The sequence below is a fragment of the Thermorudis peleae genome (genome assembly GCF_000744775.1).
Classification (GTDB): Bacteria; Chloroflexota; Chloroflexia; order Thermomicrobiales; family Thermomicrobiaceae; genus Thermorudis; species Thermorudis peleae.
The window spans coordinates 588,529-614,096 of sequence record NZ_JQMP01000004.1 but is presented as its reverse complement, the minus strand read 5'-3'; the positions used below and the strand labels follow the sequence as shown (position 1 = coordinate 614,096).

The window sequence follows — 25,568 nt, the reverse complement described above, 5'->3', positions numbered from 1 at the left end:
GCCGACGCTACGAGCTGGAGGCCAGCGAAACGCGGCCATCTTCAGTCAAAATATCCTCGGGCTTTGCCTTCTGCAGTGCGTTAATTGCTGCGGAGACCCGCTCTGGTGCCGTCCGCACCAGGATGCCAATGTAACCAGCGGTAATGCGCGGATCATAGAGGGCCTTGCCGATCCATGGCAAGCGTGATTCGAAGAGCACGCCAAGCACGGTGAAAAGCAACGCGCCCAACATCGTGCCCTCATACATGATGATGACCATAGGTGGAATGGAGAAGAGCGGCTTCCCGCCTGTGAGGAGTGGGTAGGCAAGCTGCGTGCCACCGGTGATCAGTAACCCTGCGGCGAAGCCACAGCACGCGCCGATGAGCGGGAAGATAAAGAGGCGATGAATTCCCGACTCTTCGCCAAAGGTTCCCTCCGGGAAGGGAGCATTGGACAGGACTTCAATCTCACTGCGCTCAAACCCGGCCTCGCGCAACGCGTCGGTTGCCGCGACGGCTGAGTCGAGGTCGGGATAGAGCCCGAGTACTTCCTTAATCGCCATCGTCTCGACCCCTCTCGCTCCAGCTCGCTCCGCTTAAAACTCACGAATAATCGCGTACAGCCGACGCTTGCCGACCTCCCAGGCCTGGACAAAGCGTCGCCCTTCTTTCTCTTCCCAGACTGACACAGGTGGCACAAGCTTCGCAAAGACGAGCAGCAGGAACCCAACGAGGGCGAAGGTGCCCATAACGATGCTCACTTCAACGATGCTTGGGCGATACCAGCCCCAGTCAAACGTGAACTCGTACTTCCGCATTAGCCCTGGCTTGATAATCCAGTAGCGCTCAGCCCACATTCCGACGTTCACCGCAATTGATGTCCAGAACATAATCCGGACATTGCGGCGGAATCGTTGGAAGACCCAGATTGGCACGGGAATGAAATAACTGAAGATGAAGATCATGGCAAAAAGCACGTTGAATGGCCAGTGGAAGATACGGAAGTCCATGATCTGGAACTCACGCTCTTCCTGGGGATAAATGGCGAAGAAGATATCGAGCAGGAAGAACCAGAGCCAGCCAGTGCCCACAGCAATCAGTAGTCGACCAATGGCATCGAAGTGTTCAAGCCGAATGTAGTTGTCAAAGCGGAAGAGCCAGCGCATCAGTGCCATCAACGTGACAACTGCCGAGACACCCGAGTGAATGGCACCGATAACGAAGTAGGGGGCAAAAATCGTTGTATGCCAGGTTGGGACAAGCGAAACCGCGAAGTCCCAGGAGACGATGCTGTGCACGGAGACGAACACTGGTAGGATGAGGCCCGACAGCAGGAAGCCGGCGATAGTCTGCATCTTCCATTGGCGCTCATTCCCGCGCCAACCGAGAGCCAGAATTGAGTAGAAGACCCGCCGCCATCCTGTTGAGCGATCGCGAGCGAGGGCCATGTCCGGGATAATGGTCGTGTAGAGGAACAGCGAGCTTCCCGTCAGGTACGTCAAAATCGCGCTTGGGTCCCAGACAAGCGGACCACGGACGTCGGGCCAAATATTGCGCCAGAAGTCGTAGGGGAACACCCAATAGAGTGTTCGCCAGGGACGCCCCGTGTGAATGACTGGGTGAATCATCGCCGTCATCAGACTGAAGATCGTCATGATTTCGGCAGCACGGGTGACTGGTCGGCGCCATTCAGCTTGGGTTAGGCGCAGAATTGCGGAAATCATGACGCCTGCATGGCTAATACCGATCCAGAACACGAAGTTGACGATCATGAACCCCCACATATTCGGGCGGTTCAGACCGGTCACGCCAAGGCCCCAGTAGATCATCCAGCTCACGGCAAACAGAAAGACCAGCAGAACTGCGCCGAGGCCAATAAACCCAACCCACATCCACGGGGTTGTGGTCACGAGCGGGCGCATGAGCTCTTGAGTAATTTGCTCTTCGCTGAGCTCGCGTCGCTCCAGCATGGCTGTCTCCTCCGCCTCTCTCGTGCCGTCCTATTCCGGCTTGCCGATCGTAATAACTCGCGTGTGCTTAAAGGGTAGATGGCGTCGCAGCCAGAGTCCGCCAGTCACTTCTGCGATTGATGGGAATGGCAGTGCGCGCAGTGCAAGCAAGACCAGAGCCAACGCACCAGCAACGGCACCGAGCAAGATCAGAAGATCAATAACATTCGGAAAATACATCGCTGGCAGTGGTGTGTGCAGTTCGCGCTCGGTGATGTTTGGCACGGAGAAGCCAGCTGAGACCAGCCGAATCCGGTCGATCAGATTCCCAATTAAGACGAGGATTGCCACAACCGTTGGACCCTTAATGCTCCGCCGAATTGGATTCCACATCAAAAGGAGCAGTGGAGCTAGGAAGCAGAGGACGAATGTGAGAATAAATGGCCAGCGATAAACCTGTGCGACGAGGTAGTTCAGGACATTAATCTCGCGCTCTGTGCGCCCATACCAGAAGATGATGAATTCCGACCACCAGAAGTAGAACCAGAGCAGGCCAAACGCGAGCTGCAGTTTGCCCAGTGCCCAGAATTGCTCGAGTCCAATGAAATCCTCCGCGCCACCCCAACGTCGCAGTGCTGCCATGGTCACGATTGTGAGCGCAATGCCTGCTTCGAACGAGGTGATCGTGAAGTAGGCGGGGAAGATTGCCGTAAAGTATCCAGGAATCATCGCGATGATGAAGTCGCTGGCGAGTACAGTCATTGTCGCAACGTAGAAGAAGACATAGAGCACGCCAATGTTGTTCACAAATTTCTCAAACGTGCGCCACTCTCGGTGCGAGCCACGCCAGCCCAGTGCCAGCCGCGCGATCCATCCCCGTGCAGCTCCGTCTCGCTGATCACGCACGATCGCGAGATCTGGGATGCTGCTGTACCACAGGAACAGGTAGCCGCAGATGACAGTACCGAGGACGAGCAAGCCATCCCAGAGCCAGGGAGAGAGCGGCCAACCAAACCAGATCGAAAGGCGATACTTCGTTCCTGGTAATGTCCCGAGCAAGAGCAGGAAGAGCACCAGTGGAATAATCAGTGTAATCGCCCAAATTTCTGACGCGCGGTTAATTGGTCGGCGCCAATGGCTCCGCGCAACACGCAACGCTGTCGAGACGCACGGAGCGGCGGCTGCAGTTGACATCAAGTAGAGAAATGCCACCCCCACATAGGTCCAGGCTTGCCGGTTTGCGTAGCCGTGAAGCAGCGGCCCGACAACAAGCGCAATCAGCCCAATGATCCCAACGATGCCTGCGATGAGGGGCCACTGTCGCCGTCCTGCACCGATTCGCCGCACCCAGCGCAGCCCAGCCTCCAGCACTTCGGACGGCGACAGCTCCCACGTATGCTGTAGCTCGTGCTCGTGTGCTGCCATTGCGCCTTACCCTTTCACCTGCGCGAGTGCCGGCTCAGCAACATCTGCTTCACCCGGCTCCCCAGCCTGAATCCGCTTCAGGTATGTGACATTCGGCTCCGTGTTGAGGTCGGCAAGCAGTTGGTACCCTCGATCCTTACCAGCTGACTTAAGCAGCTGGGAGATCTTGCTATTGGGGTCATCTAGATCGCCGAACACGATGGCGTCTGTTGGGCACGCCTGTGCGCAGGCAGTCGTCACTTCATCGGTCTTGAGTGGCCGACCTTCAACGCGCGCCTTCCACTCAGCCTTCTCAATGCGATGAAGGCAGAAGCTGCACTTCTCCATAATGCCGCGACTTCGCACCGTCACATCAGGATTCAGTTGCTGTTTCAGCGAGTCGGGCCACTTGGGCTCCCAGAAGTTGAAGAACCGGACGTGCCATTGGCAGTTAATCGAGCAGTATCGCGTGCCGATGCACCGATTATAAATCTGCGTGTTAATCCCTTCAGAGTTGTGCACCGTTGCATACACCGGGCAGACAGGTTCGCATGGCGCATTGGTGCACTGCTGACAAGGCACAGGGATGTGGTATGCGTGGATGTCAGGGTATTCACCCTCCCAGTAGCGCTCAACCCGAATCCATTCGATGACGCGTCGCTGGAAGTAGGCATCGGCTGTGTTAATCGGAATGTTGTTCTCTGCTTGGCATGCAACAACGCATGCACCACAGCCGATGCACCGGTCGAGGTCTATGACCATTCCCCAGCGTGGCATGCCGACAACCCTTTCTGCTCTGCTTACACCTTCATCGGCTTGAGTTGCACGATCGGTGCTTCCTCAAGCTGGAAGGCTGGCACTGCACCCTCAAACTGGGAGATACGCGCTCGCCGCCCAGTCTTCGCGATACGACAACGTGTCGCGGCCCAAGCGAGTGCGCCTGTCTCTTTCTCAGTCGCTGGCTGTACGACGTTCAGGATGTTCACGCCAAAGCCCTTGGCATAGCGTCCACCGCCCGTATGCCCTTGGCCAAGGGGCACAGCAAGCACATCAGGCGGCGCAGCAGGGTTGATGTAGACCGGCACCTCGATACTTCCTTGAGGCGTCTCAATCCGAATAATGTCGCCAGTTCCGATGCCAAGTTGCTCCCCGGTCTTGGGGTTCACCTCTACCCACGTTTGCCAGGCGATCGTTGACATCTGGTCTTGCAGGCCCTGAACCCACGGCAAGTGACTCCATTGCCCGTAGCCCACAACACCTGATGGGAAGGGCAAGAGATAGAATGGATATTGCCCGCTGTCGCCTGCAAACTCAGGATTCGCTGGTGCTGTAGCCTTGCTCGGTTGAGGCGTGCTGGTGACCTTCTGTTGTTCGTTCCACCAGCCTCCTTGCGTTTGCATAATCATGAAGTACTCGCGTGGATCGCTGGCGGTAATGTTGCCACCGCCCCGCTGGCGGAGCGTATCAGCCAGTGCGCGTACGGCGGCTTCTTGGCTATCCCATGGCATGCTGGCGCCAAGCTGCTTTCCGAGCTGAATGAGAATATCACCAAACGCTCGGCTATCGACGAAGGGATTCACAACCGGCTGTCGCAGCGTCAGCGCCGGAAAGCCTGGACCGGGATCGGGAACAACAATGTCCCACTCTTCGAAGATGGTGTGCTCAGGCAGCACGATATCCGCAAGGAGCGCGGTGTCGTCGAAGACTGTGCCAACACTGATGACCGTGCCAGCGTTACGGAGCGCATCAGCAAAGCCACTTGCTGGCGGCAAGTGATAGACCGGGTTCACGCGGTGGATGAGGACAGTCTTGATTTGTCCGCTCTTGATCGCATTGCTCAGTTGCACCCACGTGGTGTACGGCGTTCCGTTCTGGTGCGCCGGGAGTTGATCACCAAGCGGAACAGGGGGATTCAAGATGACTCCCCCCTGCGTATTGACGCTGCCGACAAGATAGTTCAACGCAAAGACGGCGACGAGGTTGAACAGGCCATTCGTGTGCGCCGCAGCCGTTGTGCCAGCGATGGCGATACTTGGCTTACGCTGAGCAAAGAGCCGAGCGATCGTGCGAATTTGATCCGCGCTGATTCCCGCCGCATCAGCGACTTTCTCAGGAGTGAAGTTCTGGTCAAGTTGCTGTCGTGTGAGACCAAGTGCCTGTAGAAAGGCATTGCTTCCCGTGCTGTCAGCGAGATTCTCCGAGAGTATCACTTGGGCCATTGCCAGGGCGATCAGCCCCTCGCTCCCTGGCTTAATGGCGTACCAGCGGTCAGCGTTGGCTGCTGTGGCAGCCATGCGTGGGCCAAGGAAGTAGAAGAGACCGCGAGCATTCGATCGTCCCTGGCGAAACTGCCCAAAGGCCCGAGCAAATTGGACAGGAGCAATCCAGCCATGCAGGAAATCAGCGCCGAAATCAAGCAGGAAGTTGGCATTGGCAAGGTCGAGCGTTGGCAACGTTGCAACGCCAAACGTCCGGCGCATTGCCTCACGCAGGACAATGCGCTCATCTGGCTCGAAGGTAGCAAGCTGCACCCCGGTCGCTTTCACGAACGCGTTAATGACCGCTCCAAGTGCGCCATTCAGAGGCTCGGTAATGAGTAAGGTAGCCTGTGGTGCAGCCTTGATTGCATTCGCGACTTGCGCGAGCGCATCATTCCAGTTCAGCGGCTGGAACTGGCCACTCCCTCGATCTCCTGAGCGCTTGACTGGGCTTGCGACGCGGTCTGGGTGATACAGCTCAGTCACCAGAGCCTGAATGACTGCAGAACTCTTGCCTCGGTTTGTCGGGAAGTCAGGATTCCCATCGACTTTCTTTGCGCGGCCTTCAAAGACACGGACGATCAGCCCATCACCGCCAAGCGAAGCAGGGGCCGCCGTTGCATACCAGTTATCCCGCCCATAGCGCAAGTCATTTGGGTTATAGACGGGACTTTCCAGTTTGAACTCATGGGCGGGGTCGCCATCGCCGATCGTGCCGAGCGAGCATCCAGTAAAGAGCACCGCGCCCGTGCTCGACACCGCAGCCAACTTGAGGAAATCACGCCGCCGCATGGCTTTCTCCACGCTCTGCCTCCCGCACGTGTTCAACTAGTAGTGGCACACTGCACAGTCAGTTCGTGCGCCGTTCTGCTTGTGACAAGCAATGCAGTCGCCCATGCGAAGGTCACGTACCTGCTTGTCACCCGGCTTCCCCATTGCTCCGACATCGCCGTGGCACGTTGAGCACTGGAAGCCAGCTGCAATGTGAACGGCATGCACGAAGTGCACGTGATCAGGCAATTGATGCACGCGGTTCCAGTCAACTGGCTGGCCGCTCGTAAATGCGCTAACCAGCTTCTGGAGTTCTGGCCGTCCCTCGGCTGGGACGATCTTATGGCAGCCCATGCACAGCTCCAGGGCTGGCAACGTGGCATGCGCATCCTGCGTTACATCGCGGTGGCAGTACGTGCATTGCAAGCCCAGCGCTTGAACGTGCACCGAGTGCGGGAACTGAATTGGCTGGGCCTTCACGGGCTGGGCGGCTGGCGCAAGGAAATATGACCGTGCCAGCACAAGCCCGACGGGAATTAAGAGCAGGATGAGCAGGATCGCGATGAACAGGATGAGCCGAAAATAGCGCTCCATGCGCAAGGCTCCATTCTGCTAACCCTATCCATCCACTGACAAGGCGCCCGATTACCGAGCGCCTTGCCTTTTCCGCACCGTTAGTACCAGGTTGCCGGCCAGAGATTCCAGAGGAAACCAATACGCGTGACGAAAACGACAAAAGTTGCGATGGCTCCAGCTGCGAAGAGGAGAGCAAGGATCAGGAAGATTGGCCGGACTGCCGTTGCGCGACGAGGCAGGTCACGCGTTGAAACAAGTGATGGGATGAGCACGTACGACACGATGAAGCATGCGGCGAAGAGGACAACGAGCGTGAGCAGCACCCACAACGCAGTCAGGGCGGCGCTTACGTGCTGCCAGTCCGCCGTCGTCAGCTCTTTGATCGTCATCTGTCATCCCCCTCAAACCACGTCCACGCCGTTGCCTGAGGGCGGCCGTGGTCGCTCACTACAGAGCATGCGCCGCCGTTTCTCGGCTGTCAAGACGTCCTTCCGTGAACGTCTTCACAACCCTCTGTAGCATGCGCTCTCCACCAGTCTGTTGTCAAGGGTTGGATCCAAGGATCTTGCTCTACTAGCATCAGAGGGGTGAAAGGAGGAGCTGTGACTGATTTGCCGGGAGCGCCATCGTCAGGCTATATCCGCCTCTGTTCGGGCGTAGCGCGTCGGCTCACCCGTACGCTCGCGCCTGAGCCCGGTGATTGGCTAGTTGGACCAAACGGGCTCCGCCTTGTTGGTACCGAGCCAGTTGCTTGTACCCCACAGGACGTCGTTCTGCCACGGCTGAGCCGGCTCCTTCAGCTTCTTGCTGCTGAAGTCGAAACGTTTGTCATTGACTATGCTGGCGGTGAATATGCCTGCCTCGCTTTTGACGAAGCAGGGCGACCCCTGGCAAATGTTGTCGCTCGTACGCCAGAAGAAGCGGTTCTGCGCGCCCTTGTCTTTGTCCAGACTGAGCGTGCGGCGAACGCGGCAAGTGACAAGGCTGGACCATCTGGTGGAGCGAACGAGCAGGACGAGCACTAGTCGCTCTTTGGTTGGAGCCCTGCAGCACGAAGAATGGCCTGGATGCGCCGGAGAAGTGTTGCCCCTTGTCCTGCTTCAGTGGTCCATACGCAGAGTTGATGTCCCTCAATCTGTGCAGTCTGCAAGCCTGCCCGCCGAAGTCGCTCATCAGCCTCTGCAAGGGCGTCACGGTCGGGAAAGGTAATCACGCACGCTCGCTGGATCCGAGCCGGTCGATGACTTGCGAGCCAGTGGGCGATGTTCTTAGCAACCGTCTCGGGGAACTCACCCCCAACAGCGTGTCGGAGTGCTTCCATCGCCTGATTGGCATCCCAACCATGTTGCAATGCCTCTGTCAAGCGCTTCCGCGAGAAGTGCACGATTAACGGTGGTCCTCGCTGAATGATGTCGCTCAGGCAGAGCAGGGTGTACAGCGCGGCTGGACGTTGGGGTAAGCTGAGCGTGCAGCGACCATCTGCAGCGAACGATGCCGTCTTCTCCTGTTCTTCCTGTGCTGGCAGGCTTGGTTGTAAGCCAAGAAGCCAGCATCCTCGGTGGCCAAGTTGAATCGCCGGTGTTCCATCGCTTGCTTGCCCATGCTCAAGAATGCCGAGCCACCGCACGCTCGTACGCAGCAAGGCAAGCACGGCACGCTGAGCTATGCGGTGCTCTTCGCTTCCTGGAAGGAACGGGGCACTCAGCCGGGCATGCTCTGGTAGTTGCTGCAGACACCAGTGCACGACATCGTCAAACGGCTGCCAGGAATGCGGCGGGAGGGTACGCAGTGTGGCGAGCAAGGCGCGTTTCAATGCTGGCCAGCTCGGGATTGCTGTTGGCCGTTGGGCTGGCTCGCCCGCGCTCGGTACCGTGGTAGCTCGGATCCACGCCTGGAGGAGACGGCGGGTTTGGTCGGCAAAGGAGAGTCGACGCCAGCGTTCCCATGCTGGTTCCACCAGTTGGCCTTGTGGCGTGAGCAACCCGAGCATCATGCACACCTGGCAGAGCCAAGCAAGGTAGCCGCTTGGGGTCATTGCCTGATCGACGATCCAAAGAAGTGGCAGGGCTCGTTGGAGCAACGCAGCGGGAGCAGCAGTTGGTTGCCAGCGGCCTCCAACCCACTCAAGCGTCTGGAGCGTAACGATGACGTCCCAGGCAACCGGCCAGGTGAACGGGATCGTCAGTGCCGCTACATCAGTCCGCCCTAGAGAAAGGGTTGCCGCTGTCGCAGTTGTGATGGCCTGGGGTTGGAAAGCCTTCGGAACGAGTAAGCGGAGTTCGCCGTCTGGGCGATAACTCCGCCATAGCAGCCCGTAGTCAGCGAGTTCGTGAACAGCAGTGCGCAATTGCCCGAGTCGAAGCCCGAGTGCATGCTGGGCAACGGCGGGAGCGGCCAGGCCGCCGCGGCTAACAAGCCAGTCCCAAAGGCGTTGCGCAGTCCCGCTCCGTCGCCGCGCAAGCTGTGTCCGATGTGCTGGGTCGGCTAATGCTGCTTGGCAAAAGCTGAGGGCTTCCTCCCGACTTGTTGTTGCTGGCAAAACCCGCATACCAAGACGTTCGGCCAAGGCGAGCACTTCGGCATCGGTCAACGTCGCCAACGCTTCTGCAAGAGACGAGTTCAGCGTAAGCGGCTGCTCGCGCTCTTGGGCTAATCGCTTGACAAGATGGGCAATTTCAGCCGGCAGCATATAGCGCGTCGTGCGTTCGGCATGATCCACGCGATTGTCATCGCGTTCAACGAAGAGCAGCCCAGCACGAAGCAGCGCTTGCACGCCTTCTTTGACCGCTGTCGGACCATCCGGTAGGTGCAGTAATGCTGTCTCGGTCAGGGTCAACGTCTCGGCTGCCATCTGGAGTATCTGGCGTGCAGCCGAGGGGAGACGTTCCCAGACGAGTGCCAGGGCCCAGGGATCCGTGAGCACAGGGTAGAGCAGACCTGCATCGCGATGTGGATCAGTATGCGTGATCGCGACGTCCCAGAAGGCGGCGATGGCACTCAGCTGCGCGTTCGTGCGTGTGACAAGCCGACCGAGCAGGTTGCGCATCAGTGCCCTCCGCTTGTCCTGTTCTCGCAGTCGAGCTGAGCGACCTGCTGCTGTAAGGCGGCCAGCGCATCAGCGATGATCTGCTGATTGGCGGTCTCGAGTCCAAACGCAAGGGCATGGAATGGGACCATAGCGCGAAGTACTGCTCGACGCTCCCAAAACTGGTTGTCGGCGCATGCATAGTGTTCAAAAGCGATTGCGGCTAAGGGATCTGGAAGTTCAGCGAAGTCGGTTGCCGGATCAGCAAGACATGCGTCACTAAAGTCAATAATGCCAGTCAGTTGTCCTGTCTGTGGGTCAACCAGCAAATGGTCGGGGTTAAGGTCGCTGTGGATAAGGCAAGGGGTAAATGCCTGAACATGCTGAGCAGACCACACCCGTTGCCAATGATCAATGAGACGATCTGCAAGCGCAGGAGCGAAAAAGCGACGAAGCTCTGGACGAAGATGTGCAAGAAGCTCGAGGTGCCGATCAACCCATGCTGCCGGTGTGTAAACCCTCAGGTCACATGATGCGAGCAGGTCTGTTGGGGTCTGGTGGAGCGCGTGCAAGAACTGCCCAAGGCTTTTCCCCGCCGCTACAAGATCAAGCCGGTCGAATCCAATCTCGGCTAACGGGACACCAGGAAGAAGTGGATACCCGGCAAAGGGCCACGGGAACACCGTTGGAACGTGTCCATAGTGGCTAAATTTCGGGATAGGGAGCGGAAGCCGTGGGGCAATGACCTCGAGAAGGCACCGTTCGCGTTTCACGTGCGGGACAACATCAGCACGCCGCGGGAAGCGGAAGACGAGTTGCTCATCAACACAGACGGCGTCGTTGTCCCAGCCCTGGCCAAGCAGGCGCATCGGGCGCGTGTCGAACTCTGGAAAGGCAGCAGCGATGGCTGCCCGATAGCGCTGGAGCAGTGGTTCAGGCGTATCATGCTCTTGGGTGGAGTTTGGCTGATGCTGACGCATCGAGAATTCTTCCATGATCTGATCACAGCTCTTCGCGAGCACTTGCCACCGGCGCTCAGTACATTCCACGTTCGTCATGCGCCGCACCTTGTGAAGGTCTACTATACCGATCCGCGGCTGCACTATGAAGTCTGGCTCAATGGTGCAGTACGGCAGATTGAGCTTGGCTTTCATTTTGAGATTGGGCCAGAGTTGGTTGAGCAACTCCTGGACTGGCTGGATCAATACAGCGTGGAACTTAAGGATCTGCTTGGTCCAGAAACCGAACTTGAGCGATGGACGCCAAGTTGGGGCCATCTCTTTCAACTCTGGCCCTATCAGCCACTGAGCGAGACGTTGGTTCAGCGTCTTGCTCGCCACCTTGCGCAGTTCATCATCGTTGTCGAGCCGTTGGTGAGGGAATGGCAAGCAGCATTACCACGAACGATGCACCACACAGCTGCGGCTAATCCTCGCCGCCCGATGCGGGTGAGCCACTCGGCAGACCACGGAGTACTGCTCGCAGGCCAAGCCACCGCGATGGATGCTCCGTGCCGACCAGCAAGTGTGGATAACGGAAGACGAGTGTCACCACTCCAGTGAGCGTTCGGAAGAGGGTGCTCAGCGAGCGATAGGTGAACGATACCATTGCCGCATGCCCGAACCCCATGCCGAGGTAACGGAGCATTCCAGCTAAGCCGATGTCCCCAGCAGAGACGCCACCAACTGATGGTAACGCGGCTTGCGCCATCATGCTGAAGGTATGGGCATACATGCCTTCGCTAAAGGCCAAACCACGCGCAGTCATGCCGTTGGCAAGCACCGTAATCGCTGTAATGGAAAGGAAGGTAGTCGCTATGCTGAGTAAGACCCCATTGCTAATAACGGGGAGCCGAAGCATCCTGACGAGGTGGGTGCGAAAATCTTCCTCAACGGACGTGAACCGGCGCGTCAGCCGCCACCGACTGAGACTCTGCAGGGTCCACTTGCCGAGTGCTTCGCTCCGTAAGAGCACCATGGCCCCAAGCGATACGCAAAGTGTCAAGGCTGGGAAAGCAAGCTGCAGGCGCCACTGGTGGGTGAGGAGCACGGCACCCGCTGCAACAAGCGCGAGGGCAACCCAATCACACAGACTCTGGATAACGAGGCCAGCTGCAGCTTGGCGCATCCGTACGCCTGGATGGTGCTCTTCGGCCAAGCGAGCACTGAAGACACTGCCACCAGGCAGAGTACATGCTGTTTGGGCGGCAAGGTAGCTCGTCACCGCATCCAGGACTGAGATCGGGAGTCGCGCTGCACGCAGATATAGTGCCCATCGAAGGCTTTTGAGAAGTTCAACGGCGAAGAGGATACCGAAGACAAGCCCAATAGCACTGACGGGAATAGCCATCAGTGCATTCACGAACGAGCGCCAGTCCATAAAGCCAAGGACAGCGAAAGACGTGGTAATCGCACCAAAGATGAGGAAGCGCTTCACCACACAAGGCCGTCCCGGCGCTCACACTGGGCGCCTTCTCGTGCTGCTGGTTGATGCCCTGTGAGCGATACGGACATCGCTGCCCGCCACTCCCTGCCTCGCGCCTGCACGTATGTCAACTGTAACACAGTCGTCGCTGCCTACACGTTATGAACCTGAAGGGTTCAGCCAGCCAGCTTGCTGTAACAGCTCAACGGTCAATCGTCCACGGGTGATTGCGTCGGGTTGGCCGGCTCGGTCGGGCCACCATTCGAGCCGACCATAGACAAAGAGTTGCGCAATATACCACCGCCCGTCCGGCAAGGTAACCCGAAATTCTTCCGTAATCGGCGGGCCAAGGGTTGTCATGCCGTCATGGTCATGCCAATACTGTTTTAATCCGAAATTTAGCGAATGGCCGGTTTGTGAGTTGTATTCATGGTCAGCGTTGCTGGCGAACGGAGCAACTGGAAGCCAGGCTTGATCAGGCGCGGTCGCATAGTAGCCAATTGGCGCGAGTTGGACACGCTGATCGGCTGGTGCGCTCGGGTTGTAGACGAAGATAGCGCGCTCGAAGTACTGGACGATGCGTGTTGTGCCATCGATTCGTGCTTCGCGGAATACTTCGCTCATGGGTAAGCCGAACGCTTCGAGCCCTCCGTGCGCTGACCAGAAGGCCTGGAAGAAGGCTGGCACATTGTGCCCAGTTTGTGCATAGAAGGTATAGTACCGTGCATCTTTGGGGGGCGTAGGATCAAGGGGTGGCCGTTGCCCAGGTTGAACGGTCGGTGCGTCATACCCTGCGGGTAGGGAAGGGTTTAGATCAGCCGGCTGGCCAACCCAGAGGAAGGTAACCGTGACCCAGTCGGAATCCGTCATCCCGAGGGCATAGAACGCGGCATCAGAAATGTCGATGCCAGCTGGACTTGCAACCTTACGTCCACTGCCGTCTTGTCCGTTGTTGTATCCCTGGTAATACGCTGCCATCGCTTCTGGCACGCCTTGAGGCAGATCCTTCCAGCGTCGAACCGTCGGCGGATCCCAGTAGTTGTCATCAACATTCCACGGACCGACATCCCACACTGGCGCCACAATCGCCCGGCCATTGTAGGTGATAAGCACCTTGAATTCTCCACCACCGTTGCTCGCGAGTGCACAGGCACAGGGAAGCGCAACGAAGATATCGGTCGGTTGGATCGTATGTCCATTGGCTGTCGTTGAGCCGATCAACCCTTCCCGATGGGCATAGACACGAAATGTCACCCCTGAGGCGCTAGGTAGCGCAGAAGCGGCTGAGGGCTGATTCGTTGGTGCCAGATATTGGCCATTCACCCAGCCTTTTACGCCACTATACTGCACTGGCCACCAAGTGTTCCCGTCAGTGTCAGTTTGGGCCTCGCCAGCGATCTTAAGGACCGTCCCTTCGGGGACAGCGGTGATAACAGGCATCTGGTAACTTGGCCCTTGCCGGATGTTCACACCGTCACCATCAGTGTGGGTGACGACAACCGCTTGGCCAACCTGGAATGCTTGTCCTTGAAGCTGTGCAGTGCTGTCGCCTGCGGGCTTGAGAAATGTGCTCATGGCAAAGCCGTCGAGGCCGTTGTAGCGTACTGGCAGCCACTGGTGGCCATCGCTGTCAGTTACGGGTGAGCCGGTCACGGTCACCGTTGCGCCTTCAGGCATAACCGTGAGCGTCATCGCATCAAGGCTTGGTTGTTGACGTAATCGTAGGCCATCGCCGTTGGTGCCGGTAACAACTGCGGTTGTCGCTGCTGCTGTGCCGAACGAGAGACTGCTGAGAAGGATTCCAAGAAGTACGAGTGTAAGGACTATTCTCCCGATACTCCCTACCCGCCAATTCCCCATCTTTCCCTTCCCTGTTTTCATATATCGAGAGTGCGCTGCACGGGTCTGAATGCAAGGGTGAAAGGCTTTGTGCTGATTATCCCCGTATTTTCATTGCACATCTTGCAGGAAGCTACCCGTGCTGTCAAGCCTATTCCATGCGGGTGAACGCAGCCTGTTCATGTTGGCCGGAGTAGAATGGCGGTATGGTGGAATGGTCGGCGGAGGGAGGCCGCATGGGACAGCAAACATTGCTCCTGAACGCGCAGGAAATCGATCGCTTGACAACGCTTGCTCGTGAGTTACGCCGTGAAGTGTTAATCATGACGACGGAGGCAGGCTCAGGACACCCAACAAGCTCGATGTCTGCTGTTGAGATCATGGTGGCGCTCTATTTTGGTGGCATTCTGCGCTACGACCCACATCGGCCCGATTGGCCCGACCGTGATCGTTTCATCCTGTCAAAGGGCCATGCCGCACCAATCCTCTACGCCGTGCTCGCTGAGGCCGGCTATTTCCCCAAGGAACAGCTGAAAACGTTGCGCAAGCTGGGCAGTCCGCTCGAGGGCCATCCAAATATGCGTCGCCTTCCCGGGGTTGAAGCGTCGACCGGAAGCCTGGGGCAAGGACTCTCGATTGGGATTGGACACGCGCTCGCCGGCCAGCTTGATGGCCGAGACTATCAAGTCTATGTCCTGCTTGGTGATGGAGAAATTGAAGAAGGCCAAGTGTGGGAAGCGGCCCTTGCGGCTGGCCGTCGCCGACTGGGCAACCTTGTTGCCATTGTCGATCATAACCGCTTCCAGCAGACTTCTCCGGTCACTGCAGTTGCCGATCCACAGCGCTACGCTGATCAATGGCGAGCGTTTGGTTGGAAAGTGGTAGAAGTCAATGGACACGACCTGCTGGCCGTCCATGAGACGCTGCGTTTTGCGCGCGACTATCACGATGGGCCGGTTGCCGTGATTGCCTACACTGTTAAAGGGAAGGGCGTGCCGTTCCTTGAGAAAGATTTCACCTGGCATGGACGGGCTGTTCCGAAGGATCGGCTGCAGGAAGCGTTGGAGGCGCTGCAATGAAGCTTGGGACACGTGTTGGGTTGAAGCTTGGCAAGGCAACCCGGGATGCATTTGGTGAGGCACTGCGTGATCTTGGTCACGAATTTCCGAATCTTGTCGTCGTTGACGGCGATGTAAGTAATTCGACGCGAACCGAGTGGTTCGCCCAGGCCTTTCCTGATCGCTTCTTCAACGTCGGTATTGCGGAGTCTAATCTGGTGAGTGTCGCCTCCGGGTTGGCAGCAAACGGGAAGATTGCGGTTGCGGCAAGTTTTGCCTGCTTCCTGCTCTGTAATGCCTTTGATCAAATTCGCATGGGCGTTGCCTTTCCCCATCTGAATGTCAAACTCGTGGGGAGCCACGCCGGTATTAGCATTGGTGAGGATGGCCCCTCGCAGATGGGCATTGAGGATGTCGCGTTGGCCTGTGCCTTGCCAGGGGTTGCGGTACTTGTCCCGGCTGACGAGCATGCGACACGTGCTGCTGTCCGTGCCATGCTTGAGCACGATGGGCCAACGTATTTGCGCCTTGGTCGTCCGCCTGTGCCAATTGTCCACGATCCTGATATGAAGTTTGAGATTGGCAAAGCCTACCAGCTTCGGGATGGCCATGACGTGACACTCGTCGCCAACGGTATTATGGTCGCGGCCGCGTTGGATGCTGCGGAGATGCTTGCCGAACAGGGGATCTCTGCTCGGGTTCTCGACATGCCAACGGTGAAGCCGATTGATACAGAGGCCCTTGGAGCAGCTGCCCGTGAAACGCGTGGCATCGTCGTTGCTGAAGAGCACCTGCACCACGGTGGACTTGGAAGTGCTGTCGCGATGGCTGTTGCTGAGCACAGCCCGTGCCCAATCCGCTTCGTTGACCTTGGTGATACCTATGCTGAATCAGGAGATCCTGATGCACTCCTCGTTCACTATGGCTTGACGGCCGAGCGGATTGTGGCAGCTGCGACATCACTCCTCGAGCGCGCCGAATAGAGGGACAAGCATGCGGCTGGCTGAGCGCGAGCGCCTCAAAGCGGTGGCAGCAAATTATGCTGCCACCCTTGTTGAGTCTGGCATGGTTGTCGGCCTTGGCAGCGGGACTACGGCCGAGCTTGCGATTCGCGCATTGGCTGAGCGCATGCGCCAGGGGCTCTTGTTTCAAGGGGTGCCGACTTCGTTGCGCTCAGCCCGCCTGGCGCGACGGCTCGGCATCCCCCTGCTTGATCCCGGAGCGGTCACCACAATTGACATGGTGATCGATGGCGCAGACGAGGTTGAGCCGCAAACGTTAGCCTTAATCAAAGGCCATGGTGGAGCACTTGTCCGTGAAAAGCTTGTTGCGTCGCTCGCACGCCGGCGCGTTATTGTGATTGATCCAACCAAGCTTGTTGACCAATTGGGAACGCGCTCTCCGGTTCCGGTTGAGGTCGTCCCGTTTGCATGGCAGTACCCAGCCCGTGCATTGACTGCGCTTGGAGGCCAGCCGCAGCTTCGCCGTAAGCGTGATGGTACCCCTTTTCGAAGTGATAATGGCAACTACATCCTTGATGTGCACTTTGGGCCAATTGCCGACCCAGCCGGCCTTGCGACAGCAATGAAAGTGATAACTGGCGTGGTTGATCATGGCCTTTTCCTGAACCTCGCTGACCTCGTCATTGTTGGTGAACCGGAGGGCGTCCGTACACTGCAGAAGTAGGCTGATCACACATTCTCTCCTCGTTGCCCCCTTGTCACCGCCGCTTCTCTTCAAGTATGATGTACGTACACTATGTCCGGGCAGTTGGGGGAAGGAGCGGGGTATGGTTCAAGCGAGGGGCGACGAGAGTGCGCGAGGAATCGTGACGCTGTATGCGACCCGATTGTCGTCGCGAACAGTATCTCATCCTCCTGTTTCTCCCGTACCACCGCGTCCAGCTCAGACCTTTGGTCGCTCACGACGTCGCCGTGGTTACCGATGGCGTGCTGCTGCGCTAGCTGGCGGGCTGAGTGCGCTGCTGGTTAGCCCAGCAGCGGCCGCGACGGTCCATGTCGTCCAGCCAGGCGAGACCCTTTGGGGCATTGCGCAGCAATATGGAACAACCGTTGATACCCTTGCGCGTATCAACCAGCTCAGCAATCCGAATCTGATTCTCCCCGGTATGCGGTTAACGGTGGCGAGCGGAACTGATGGAATTCAGTATCGCCATACTGTCCAGGCTGGCGAAACCCTTTCCTTGATCGCGCAGCAATATGGAGTGTCGCTCTCTGCTCTGCAACAAGCTAACCCTGGCGTCAATCCGAATCGCTTGATGCCGGGACAGGTGCTGCTTGTCCCAATCGTTTCTCCATCGTCCAATGCGTCTCCATCGGGTGAACAAACACAGTTCATGACGCATATTGTCCAAGCAGGAGAATCGCTGTGGGATATTGCACAACACTACGGGGTCAGCTTGGATGCCGTAATTGAGACGAACCACTTGCCTGATCCCAATCGAATTGTGGTCGGTCAAAAACTGATCATTCCAACTGGCCAGGCAACATACCAGGATCAGCGCGGTGTCCAACTCAGTGGTGTCCCTGCCTATCGCCAGTCGTTACCACTCAGCTGTGAAGCAGCAGCATTGAGTATCGTCACTGCCTATTACGGGCGACCGATTTCTGAATGGGTGTTTATCGAAAACATGCCGCATCATCCGAATCCACACTATGGGTTCCGCGGCAACATGAGCGGAGCTTTTGGTGGCATCGATAACTATGGTGTTTATGCTGAGCCGCTCGTTCCCCTGCTGGCTCGCTATGGCTTTCATGCCCAGGCTGTCTATGCCCAGGGCGACCGCAGTGTTCTCACGCGTGAGATTGCTGCGGGACATCCCGTCATCGTCTGGATAACCAACAATGCGAGTGTCCAGCAGCGGCTGCGAGCCAGCTATAACGGCGAGTCCTTTACGCTGGTTCCTCAAGAGCATGTCGTCGTAGTCTACGGTTACGATGACACGCAGGTCTATGTTGTCGATCCTGGCGATGGTCAATACCGCACGTTCTCTTGGGATGACTTTATGCGGGCATGGGGGTATTTTGATGGGATGGCCCTCCTCGTTGTACCAGCGCAATGGGGCTAAGAAACGAGTCGTGCTGACAGGAAAACAATAGCGAGATTGAGCAACAGGTTCAGACTTGTGATGGCGACTGAGAGGCGCAGCATGCGACGATAGGATGCTGCAACGCTCGGGTTCGATCCTGCACTTGTGGCGAGGCGCGTGAGGCGTGGACCCACGACTTGTCCGTGAAGGATAGTCATGATCAAGACCAGCACAACAAAGCCGAGTTTCACAAGCAGGGTATGCGCGTACGGTGAATCGGCTGTTGGCAGCGCCGCCCAGTGAAGATGTCGGTGCACACCGTTCAGGAATCCGGTAATGACGAGCAACGCTAAGGCAGCCCAGGAGATGTGGCCGTAGCGTCGTCCGACCGTTGCAACAAGCTGGATGCGCTGTGCCGCTGGTAGCTCACGACGTAACACTGGCTGTAAGACCAGCACAAGAAACAACTGGCCGCCAACCCAGATCATGGCGGCAAGCAAGTGGATCCATCGAATCCCCGCCCACACCCAGACCATGGTGATCCCCTTCCTCTTTCACAGCTATTGACAGTCCTGCAATGCGCCAAGTACGCTTGCGGCGAGCAGGCAGGAAGTCGCATGGCGCTCCGGCTTGGTAGTCTACGCGCAGATTTTTTACAGAACATGCCCGGACGTTGGTGTCGCAGCGTTCAGGGCTTTCTTTCGCGCGGGCCGGGGGGTAGCGTGAAGGGGTGCAAACCGTGCAGCGTGCAGAAGGAACAGGACTAACGATCGGCGTACCCCGTGAGACGATGCCAGGTGAGCGGCGTGTTGCCCTCACGCCGGAAGCGGTCCGCAAGCTCCGTGGCCGTGGTTTCCAGGTAGTGGTTGAACGCGAAGCTGGACTTGCCGCGGGGTTCCCCGATGCCGAATATGAGGCAGCTGGGGCGGTGATCGCACCCGATGCCGCAGCGGTCTACCAGCAAGCCGAAGTCATTACGAAGGTGCAGCGGCCAACGGAGGAGGAAATCGCGCAGCTTCGCCCTGGCACAGCCGTGATCGCGTTTCTCCAACCGCTCCTCTATCCCGAGCTTGTCGCTCAGCTCGCCGCTCGCCACGTGATCGCTATTAGCGTTGATACCATTCCCCGCATTACCCGCGCGCAACCAATGGACGCGCTGTCATCGATGAGCACAGTGGCAGGCTATAAGGCGGTGTTGTTGGCCGCCAATGCCTTGCCCAAGTTCTTCCCTCTGCTCATGACGGCTGCTGGGACGATCCGCCCAGCCAAGGTGCTCGTCCTTGGTGCTGGGGTTGCCGGGCTCCAGGCAATCGCGATGGCGCGCCGGCTTGGTGCCGTTGTTGAAGCTTTCGACACGCGTCCTGTCGTCAAAGAGCAAGTTGAGAGCCTCGGGGCAAAATTCCTGGAGATTGAGATTAAGTCCGAAGAGGTCGGCGGCTACGCGAAGGAACTTGCTGAAGAGCACTTACGGCTTGAACAAGAGCTCATCCATAACCACTGTGTCGAAGCTGATGTCGTCATTACCACTGCGCTGGTACCAGGTCGTCGCGCACCGCTGTTAATTCGCGCCTCAACGGTTGAGGCGATGCGGCCACGCTCGGTGATCGTCGACCTCGCTGCTGAACAGGGTGGTAACTGTGAGCTCACGGTTCCCGGTGAGACGGTGGTGCGACATGGCGTAACGATTATGGGGCCGCTCAACTTGCCGAGCGAAATGGCGTTCACTGCGAGCCAGATGTACGCCCGTAACCTGACGGCCTTACTGGAACTCCTTGCCCCGAATGGCCAGCTGAATCTCAACTTGGACGATGAGATTATCCGGGGTGTGGTCTTGGCAAAAGATGGCGAGATTTTGCATGAGCCAACGCGTGAGCGGCTGAAGGAGGGTGTGCGGTGAACCATGAACTCCTGTTAAGCCTTTACGTCTTGATTCTCACCGTGTTCTTGGGGTTTGAGGTCATTTCGCGCGTACCAGCGTTGCTCCACACGCCGCTGATGTCAGGCACAAACGCGATTCATGGCATCGTGCTGCTCGGCGGTATCCTCGTTGCTGGTACAGCCGATCGGCCTTTACTCTACGTGATTGGCTTTCTTGGTTGCCTGCTTGGAGCTGGCAACCTCTTTGGTGGCATTGTCGTGACGGATCGCATGCTGGAGATGTTCAAGAAGAAGCCGGCCGAGTCTGAGCGTCCAGCGGCTCAGCCAGCACAGCGTGCAGCGGTAGCGCAGAAGGAATTGGTGGGCAAGTCGTGATCGAGAATGCACGTCTTGCGGTCATTGATCTGACGTATCTCATTTCCGCAGTTGGCTTGATCTTTGGCTTGCGCCGGCTCAGTGCACCACGAACTGCTCGCTCGGGTAATCAGATTGTCGCCGGTGCGCTGTTGTTGGCCTTACTGGTCACGTTGCTCGATCCTGCTATTCACTGGCGTCTCCCGAACATTCTGATCATGGTCCTTGGCGTCGGTATCGGCGCTGTTGTGAGTATCTACATCGCGCGCATCGTTCCGATGACGGCGATGCCGCAGATGGTTGCGCTGTTTAACGGCATGGGCGGTGGCACGGCGGCGCTCGTCTCCGTCGCGGAGTTCTATCGCTACGCGAGCGAGGGATCGCTGAGTACCGGCGAACTGGTCTCCGTCGCATTCGGTACGACAATCGGTTCAATTGCGTTGACAGGCAGCTTGATTGCCTTCGCAAAGCTCCAGGAGCTCATGACGGGGCGGCCAGTGCGATTCCCGCTCCAACTGCCGATTAATGTCGCCGCGTTTGTTGGCATTGTTGTGCTCTGGGTATGGCTCCTTGGCTTTACCAGTGCTGTTGCCGAGTGGTTGCTCTTTGCCTTGGCGCTCATCTTTGGTGTGCTCCTCGTTCTGCCAGTCGGTGGCGCTGATATGCCCGTTGTCATTTCAGTGTTGAACTCCATGACAGGTTTGGCAGCTGCGGCGGCAGGTTTCGTCGTTGGCAACCAGATTCTCGTCATCGCTGGCGCACTTGTTGGAGCGTCTGGGTCGCTCCTGACTGTCCTGATGAGCCGCGCGATGAATCGCTCGCTGGCCAATGTCCTCTTTGGTGCCTTCCAGGCGGCACGACGTGGCACTGCGACGGCTGAAGCCAAGCCAATTCGCGAGGCGACGGTTGAGGACGTGGCTGTGCTCATGGCCTATGCCAATGAGGTCATCATCGTGCCTGGTTACGGGCTCGCGGTTGCGCAGGCACAACATCAGACTGCTGAGTTAGCCGCCGAACTCGAACGCCGTGGAGTTGAGGTCAAGTTTGCCATTCATCCGGTTGCTGGCCGGATGCCGGGTCATATGAATGTTTTGCTCGCCGAAGCCAATGTCCCGTATGACAAGCTGTACGAAATGGAGCAGATTAACGAAGAGTTTCAGCGTGCCGATGTTGCTCTGGTCGTTGGTGCCAACGACGTCGTCAATCCAGCAGCGCGGAGTGATCCAGGCAGCCCAATTTACGGAATGCCGATTCTCAATGTTGACCAGGCGCGCAACGTCATCGTGATCAAGCGGAGCATGCGTCCAGGTTTTGCCGGAATTGAGAATGAACTGTTCCACATGCCGCAGACACGAATGCTCTTTGGAGATGCCAAAGAGGTTCTTGCGCGACTTATCGAAGCGGTGAAAGCGGCGTAGCGTTCGTCTTGCGATGTACCATGCTCGGCGTTGCCTGCGCGTACTGCACAGGCAGCGCCGTTGCTGTATGGCTTGAAGAGGCGAGTGCTATTCCAGAACGGGGAATAGACTGCCCCGAGATGAGTTTTACCCTTGCGTGAGAGTAGAGCACGATCGATCGTGCACAGCGAGGGGAACGAAGCATGGAATATCGACGGCTTGGCCGTAGCGGCGTCCTTGTCTCAGTGATCGGCCTCGGTGGCAACACGTTCGGCCGGTACTGTGATGCCCAGCAGACTGCAGCAGTGATTCACCGCGCACTTGAGTTAGGCATTAACCATATCGACACTGCTGATACCTATAGTCGTGGGCTTTCCGAGGAGTATATTGGGAAAGCGATCGCTGGTCGGCGCGACGAGGTTGTGCTTGCAACCAAGACAGGGTTCCCGCTGCACGAGGGCCCAAATGGGCAGGGGCTGTCGCGGCGGCGCATCATCGCAAGTGTCGAAGCAAGCCTGCGTCGCCTTGGGACGGACTACATCGATCTTTTCTATCTCCATCGTCCGGATCCCCATACCCCGATTGATGAATCGCTGCGCGCACTGGATGATCTCGTGCGCAGTGGTAAGGTTCGCTATGCCGGCATCTCGAATTACGCGAGCTGGCAAATCGCTGACATTGTCCACCGCTGCGAACGAGCTGGCTACGTTGTTCCAATCGTCAGTCAATCGCCCTACAATCTCATCGACCGTAGCATTGAAGCGGAACTCATCCCAGCCTGCGAGGCATTCGGTCTGGGCATCATCCCCTATTCACCGCTCGCTGGAGGGTTCTTGACGGGAAAGTATCGGCCTGACACGCCGGTACCACCTGGTACGCGTGGCTATGACAACGAAGCGTTTCAACGGCGTTGGCTTACGCCGCGTAACTTCCGTCTGCTCAGCGTGCTTGAGGCGTTTGCCGCTGAACGGGATCACACGGTTGCCGAATTGGCTGTTGCGTGGCTTGTTGCCCAGCCCATTGTTTCCTCTGTTATTGCTGGGGTGACCAAGCCTGAACAAGTTGAAGCCAACGTCACAGCAGCTTCCTGGAAGCTGACACCGGACGACCTTGCCGAACTGACACGCCGGCTGCACGAGGTTGACGCTGCAGCAGTATGAGTATGGTGCGAACAGGGCAAATCTTGGGGAGGAAGGCGAAATGCCGACTCGGCTCGATGCATTTCGGGAATACCGTGCACGGATGAACGCGCGGATCAGTGAGATTGGGCATCGTGATATCAATCGCTTCTTCAGCCTTGATAGTGCTGCATATCGTGACGGTGCGCTTGATGCGAAAACGAAAGAACTCCTTGGCCTTGTTGCATCGACGGTGCTACGGTGCAACGACTGCATCGACTACCATCTCGATCAGTGTGTGAAGGCGGGCTGGACAGACGAAGAGCTCTATGATGCGCTGAATGTTGCGCTGGTCGTCGGTGGGAGCATTGTTATCCCACACTTGCGGCACGCGATTGAAACGCTCGACCTGCTCCGTGCCGAACAGACACACGCTGTCCCGCCTGAACGTCCGTCGTCAGGCTAGGCTCGATTGGCTCTGCCGAGTACAGGATCCCAACTGATCCCGGGAAATCGCTGGCCATCCGGTGCGCTGGGACGCCTCTGCCGGGTACAATAGTCCCAACAGATCCCCTGTGGGATTGAGCAGATGCTGCGGGCGGGAATTGCCAGGACAGGGATCGTGTACGTGCTTGGCATCCCCAGTGTGCGGTAATCCAGCAGGGTGATCAGAGGGCTTAGGCAACACATTGCCGGAGGGCAGAGCCATGGGCACTACAGCACGGGCGACCACGCTGTTTCTCCAGGCGCGGGATCTACTCATCACTTATCGTGAGGACTATGAAGCGGCCTATCGCCAGTTTGCCTGGCCGCAGTTTGAAACGTTCAATTGGGCACTCGATTACTTTGATGTTTATGCCCGTGGTAATCAGCAGCCAGCATTGCGCATTATCGAAGAGGATGGTTCTGAAGTCACGTTGAGCTTTGATACCGTACGTGAGCGCTCGAACCAAGTGGCAAATTTCCTCAAGCGCCTCGGAGTTCGGCGCGGTGATCGCATCCTGCTAATGCTTGGAAATCAGCCACAACTCTGGGAGCTGACCCTCGGTGCAATGAAGCTTGGAGCGGTTGTCAGCCCAGCTGCAACGCTATTGACCCCCGCTGATCTCCAAGATCGTGTCACACGCGGTCACATCACCATCGCTGTCACTGACCCATCATGTGCTGGCAAGTTTGCATCGATCAATGGCCTACAGGCCAAGATCCTTGTTGGTGAGACGTTGCCAGGTTGGATCAGCTATGACGAGGTTGATGGCCAATCAGTGACCTTCCAAGCGGACGATCCGCCGACTCGGGCTACTGATCCGTTCTTGCTGTACTTCACGTCCGGCACGACGGCAAAGCCGAAAATGGTCTTGCATACGCATGCAAGCTATCCCGTCGGGCATCTCTCGACGATGTACTGGATTGGTCTCCGTGAAGGTGATCAACATTTGAATATTAGCTCTCCTGGTTGGGCGAAGCATGCATGGAGCAGCTTCTTTGCTCCATGGAATGCTGGCGCGACGATCGTGGCCTACAACCAGGCGCGGTTTCAGGCCAAGAAGTTACTGGAGTTGCTGAACCGCGGTGAGATTACGACGCTCTGTGCTCCGCCCACTGTTTGGCGCATGGTTATTCTTGAAGATTTAGCAGCATATCGCAACCTGGCACTCCGTGAACTCGTCAGTGCTGGCGAGCCACTCAATCCTGAAGTCATTGAGCAAGTGCAAACAGCCTGGGGGCGAACGATTCGCGATGGCTATGGCCAGACTGAAACCACTGCCCTCGTCGGCAACTCGCCCGGACAGCCGGTCAAGCCAGGCTCAATGGGACGACCATTGCCAGGTTATGCCGTCGTCGCGCTTGACGAGGCTGGCCAGCCCGCGAATGAAGGGGAAATCGCAGTACGCGTCGAGCCGCGTCCTGTTGGGCTGATGGCTGGCTATGCTGACGATCCTACCCGGGCTGTTGCAACCGGCGGATATTATCGCACTGGTGATGTCGCGAGTATCGATGAAGATGGTTATTTCTGGTACATTGGCCGCGCCGACGACGTCTTTAAGAGCGCTGACTATCGCATTAGCCCCTTTGAGATCGAGAGTGCTCTCATTGAGCACGACGCAGTGGCAGAGGCTGCGGTGGTGCCAAGCCCTGACCCCATCCGCCTCACGGTGCCAAAGGCGTTTGTTGTGCTCAAACCGGGTGTCGAGCCATCAGCCGAGACTGCCCGTGAATTGTTCCGCTTCCTGCGTGAACGCCTTGCTCCGTATAAGCGTGTGCGTCGCCTGCAGTTTGCTGAGTTGCCGAAGACGATCTCCGGCAAGATTCGCCGTGTTGAGTTGCGTGCATACGAGCAGCAACTGCGGTCGGAAGGTGGCCGGGCCGCGCTAGAATTTTGGGAAGAGGACTTTCCTGAGTTGCGGACGCGCGCCTGATTTCTCGTTGATGCTTCGCTAGAATCTCTACGGTACTGCCGCCTCTCAACTTGCTCTTGGGAGGCGGCAT

The 25,568-nt window shown here is 57.7% G+C and carries 23 protein-coding genes; 11 read left to right on the top strand and 12 right to left on the bottom strand.

What is annotated here, in order from left to right:
- Positions 1-7: 7 nt before the first annotated feature.
- From N675_RS12700 to N675_RS12670, 7 genes are all read right to left on the bottom strand, one after another.
- The gene (locus N675_RS12700) at positions 8-544 is read right to left on the bottom strand and encodes a DUF3341 domain-containing protein (RefSeq protein ID WP_038040423.1); all 537 of its coding nucleotides are present in this window, start codon (positions 542-544) and stop codon (positions 8-10) included.
- Positions 545-577: 33 nt separating this feature from the next.
- Complete coding sequence (gene nrfD / locus N675_RS12695; RefSeq protein ID WP_038040422.1) at positions 578-1,951, bottom strand: NrfD/PsrC family molybdoenzyme membrane anchor subunit; 1,374 nt, start codon at positions 1,949-1,951, stop codon at positions 578-580.
- A gap of 30 nt (positions 1,952-1,981) precedes the next feature.
- Positions 1,982-3,355, bottom strand: a complete 1,374-nt coding sequence (locus N675_RS12690; RefSeq protein ID WP_038040418.1) for a hypothetical protein — start codon at positions 3,353-3,355, stop codon at positions 1,982-1,984.
- Positions 3,356-3,361: 6 nt separating this feature from the next.
- Positions 3,362-4,111, bottom strand: a complete 750-nt coding sequence (locus N675_RS12685) for a 4Fe-4S dicluster domain-containing protein (RefSeq protein ID WP_051914742.1) — start codon at positions 4,109-4,111, stop codon at positions 3,362-3,364.
- Between the two features lie 23 nt (positions 4,112-4,134).
- Positions 4,135-6,384: a molybdopterin-containing oxidoreductase family protein gene (locus N675_RS12680; protein WP_038040416.1), complete on the bottom strand. Its 2,250-nt coding sequence runs from the start codon at positions 6,382-6,384 to the stop codon at positions 4,135-4,137.
- A gap of 36 nt (positions 6,385-6,420) precedes the next feature.
- Positions 6,421-6,957: a cytochrome c3 family protein gene (locus tag N675_RS12675; RefSeq protein WP_051914741.1), complete on the bottom strand. Its 537-nt coding sequence runs from the start codon at positions 6,955-6,957 to the stop codon at positions 6,421-6,423.
- An 80-nt stretch (positions 6,958-7,037) separates the two neighbouring features.
- Complete coding sequence (locus N675_RS12670) at positions 7,038-7,328, bottom strand: hypothetical protein (protein WP_038040413.1); 291 nt, start codon at positions 7,326-7,328, stop codon at positions 7,038-7,040.
- A gap of 213 nt (positions 7,329-7,541) precedes the next feature.
- On the opposite strand from N675_RS12670, the gene N675_RS12665 reads away from it, so the two are divergent.
- Positions 7,542-7,964, top strand: a complete 423-nt coding sequence (locus N675_RS12665) for a hypothetical protein (RefSeq protein WP_038040411.1) — start codon at positions 7,542-7,544, stop codon at positions 7,962-7,964.
- Here the strand turns inward: N675_RS12665 and N675_RS12660 are convergent.
- The 4 genes from N675_RS12660 to N675_RS13880 all read right to left on the bottom strand — a co-directional run bounded on the left by N675_RS12660 (position 7,961) and on the right by N675_RS13880 (position 14,248).
- Positions 7,961-9,985, bottom strand: a complete 2,025-nt coding sequence (locus tag N675_RS12660; RefSeq protein WP_038040410.1) for a hypothetical protein — start codon at positions 9,983-9,985, stop codon at positions 7,961-7,963. The two genes, N675_RS12665 and N675_RS12660, sit on opposite strands and share 4 nt — an antisense overlap.
- Entirely contained in the window at positions 9,985-10,944 is a 960-nt protein-coding gene (locus N675_RS12655; protein ID WP_197066304.1) for a phosphotransferase family protein, read from the bottom strand. The genes N675_RS12660 and N675_RS12655 overlap by 1 nt, the downstream gene beginning before the upstream one ends.
- Before the next feature lie 445 nt (positions 10,945-11,389).
- Positions 11,390-12,403 carry a lysylphosphatidylglycerol synthase domain-containing protein gene (locus N675_RS12650; RefSeq protein ID WP_051914740.1) on the bottom strand — a complete coding sequence of 338 codons (1,014 nt, stop codon included), beginning with the start codon at positions 12,401-12,403 and terminating at the stop codon, positions 11,390-11,392.
- 144 nt (positions 12,404-12,547) lie between these two features.
- The gene (locus N675_RS13880) at positions 12,548-14,248 is read right to left on the bottom strand and encodes an SH3 domain-containing protein (protein ID WP_051914739.1); all 1,701 of its coding nucleotides are present in this window, start codon (positions 14,246-14,248) and stop codon (positions 12,548-12,550) included.
- 215 nt (positions 14,249-14,463) lie between these two features.
- Between N675_RS13880 and N675_RS12640 the strand changes: the two genes are divergently transcribed.
- From N675_RS12640 to N675_RS13875, 4 genes are all read left to right on the top strand, one after another.
- Complete coding sequence (locus N675_RS12640; RefSeq protein WP_051914738.1) at positions 14,464-15,306, top strand: transketolase; 843 nt, start codon at positions 14,464-14,466, stop codon at positions 15,304-15,306.
- Positions 15,303-16,268 (top strand): transketolase family protein, encoded by a 966-nt coding sequence (locus tag N675_RS12635; protein WP_038040404.1) that lies wholly within the window; start codon positions 15,303-15,305, stop codon positions 16,266-16,268. The genes N675_RS12640 and N675_RS12635 overlap by 4 nt, the downstream gene beginning before the upstream one ends.
- Positions 16,269-16,278: 10 nt before the next feature.
- On the top strand, positions 16,279-16,971 hold the full coding sequence (gene rpiA, locus N675_RS12630; protein WP_038040402.1) for a ribose-5-phosphate isomerase RpiA: 693 nt from the start codon (positions 16,279-16,281) through the stop codon (positions 16,969-16,971).
- A gap of 103 nt (positions 16,972-17,074) precedes the next feature.
- Complete coding sequence (locus N675_RS13875; protein ID WP_051914737.1) at positions 17,075-18,373, top strand: LysM peptidoglycan-binding domain-containing protein; 1,299 nt, start codon at positions 17,075-17,077, stop codon at positions 18,371-18,373.
- Here the strand turns inward: N675_RS13875 and N675_RS12620 are convergent.
- Positions 18,370-18,870, bottom strand: coding sequence for a DUF4149 domain-containing protein (locus N675_RS12620; protein WP_038040401.1), 501 nt, complete (start codon positions 18,868-18,870; stop codon positions 18,370-18,372). The genes N675_RS13875 and N675_RS12620 overlap by 4 nt on opposite strands.
- Positions 18,871-19,073: 203 nt before the next feature.
- Between N675_RS12620 and N675_RS12615 the strand changes: the two genes are divergently transcribed.
- The 6 genes from N675_RS12615 (at position 19,074) to N675_RS12590 (ending at position 25,498) form a co-directional block, all read left to right on the top strand.
- Positions 19,074-20,231, top strand: a complete 1,158-nt coding sequence (locus tag N675_RS12615) for a Re/Si-specific NAD(P)(+) transhydrogenase subunit alpha (protein WP_277870653.1) — start codon at positions 19,074-19,076, stop codon at positions 20,229-20,231.
- Positions 20,228-20,587 carry an NAD(P) transhydrogenase subunit alpha part 2 gene (locus tag N675_RS12610; RefSeq protein ID WP_038040399.1) on the top strand — a complete coding sequence of 120 codons (360 nt, stop codon included), beginning with the start codon at positions 20,228-20,230 and terminating at the stop codon, positions 20,585-20,587. Before N675_RS12615 ends, N675_RS12610 begins: the two co-directional genes overlap by 4 nt.
- Complete coding sequence (locus N675_RS12605) at positions 20,587-21,984, top strand: NAD(P)(+) transhydrogenase (Re/Si-specific) subunit beta (RefSeq protein ID WP_038040884.1); 1,398 nt, start codon at positions 20,587-20,589, stop codon at positions 21,982-21,984. The genes N675_RS12610 and N675_RS12605 overlap by 1 nt, the downstream gene beginning before the upstream one ends.
- 182 nt (positions 21,985-22,166) lie before the next feature.
- On the top strand, positions 22,167-23,123 hold the full coding sequence (locus N675_RS12600; protein ID WP_038040397.1) for an aldo/keto reductase: 957 nt from the start codon (positions 22,167-22,169) through the stop codon (positions 23,121-23,123).
- A 40-nt stretch (positions 23,124-23,163) separates the two neighbouring features.
- Positions 23,164-23,547, top strand: coding sequence for a carboxymuconolactone decarboxylase family protein (locus tag N675_RS12595; protein ID WP_038040395.1), 384 nt, complete (start codon positions 23,164-23,166; stop codon positions 23,545-23,547).
- Positions 23,548-23,788: 241 nt separating this feature from the next.
- Complete coding sequence (locus N675_RS12590; RefSeq protein WP_038040393.1) at positions 23,789-25,498, top strand: AMP-binding protein; 1,710 nt, start codon at positions 23,789-23,791, stop codon at positions 25,496-25,498.
- Positions 25,499-25,568: the final 70 nt, after the last annotated feature.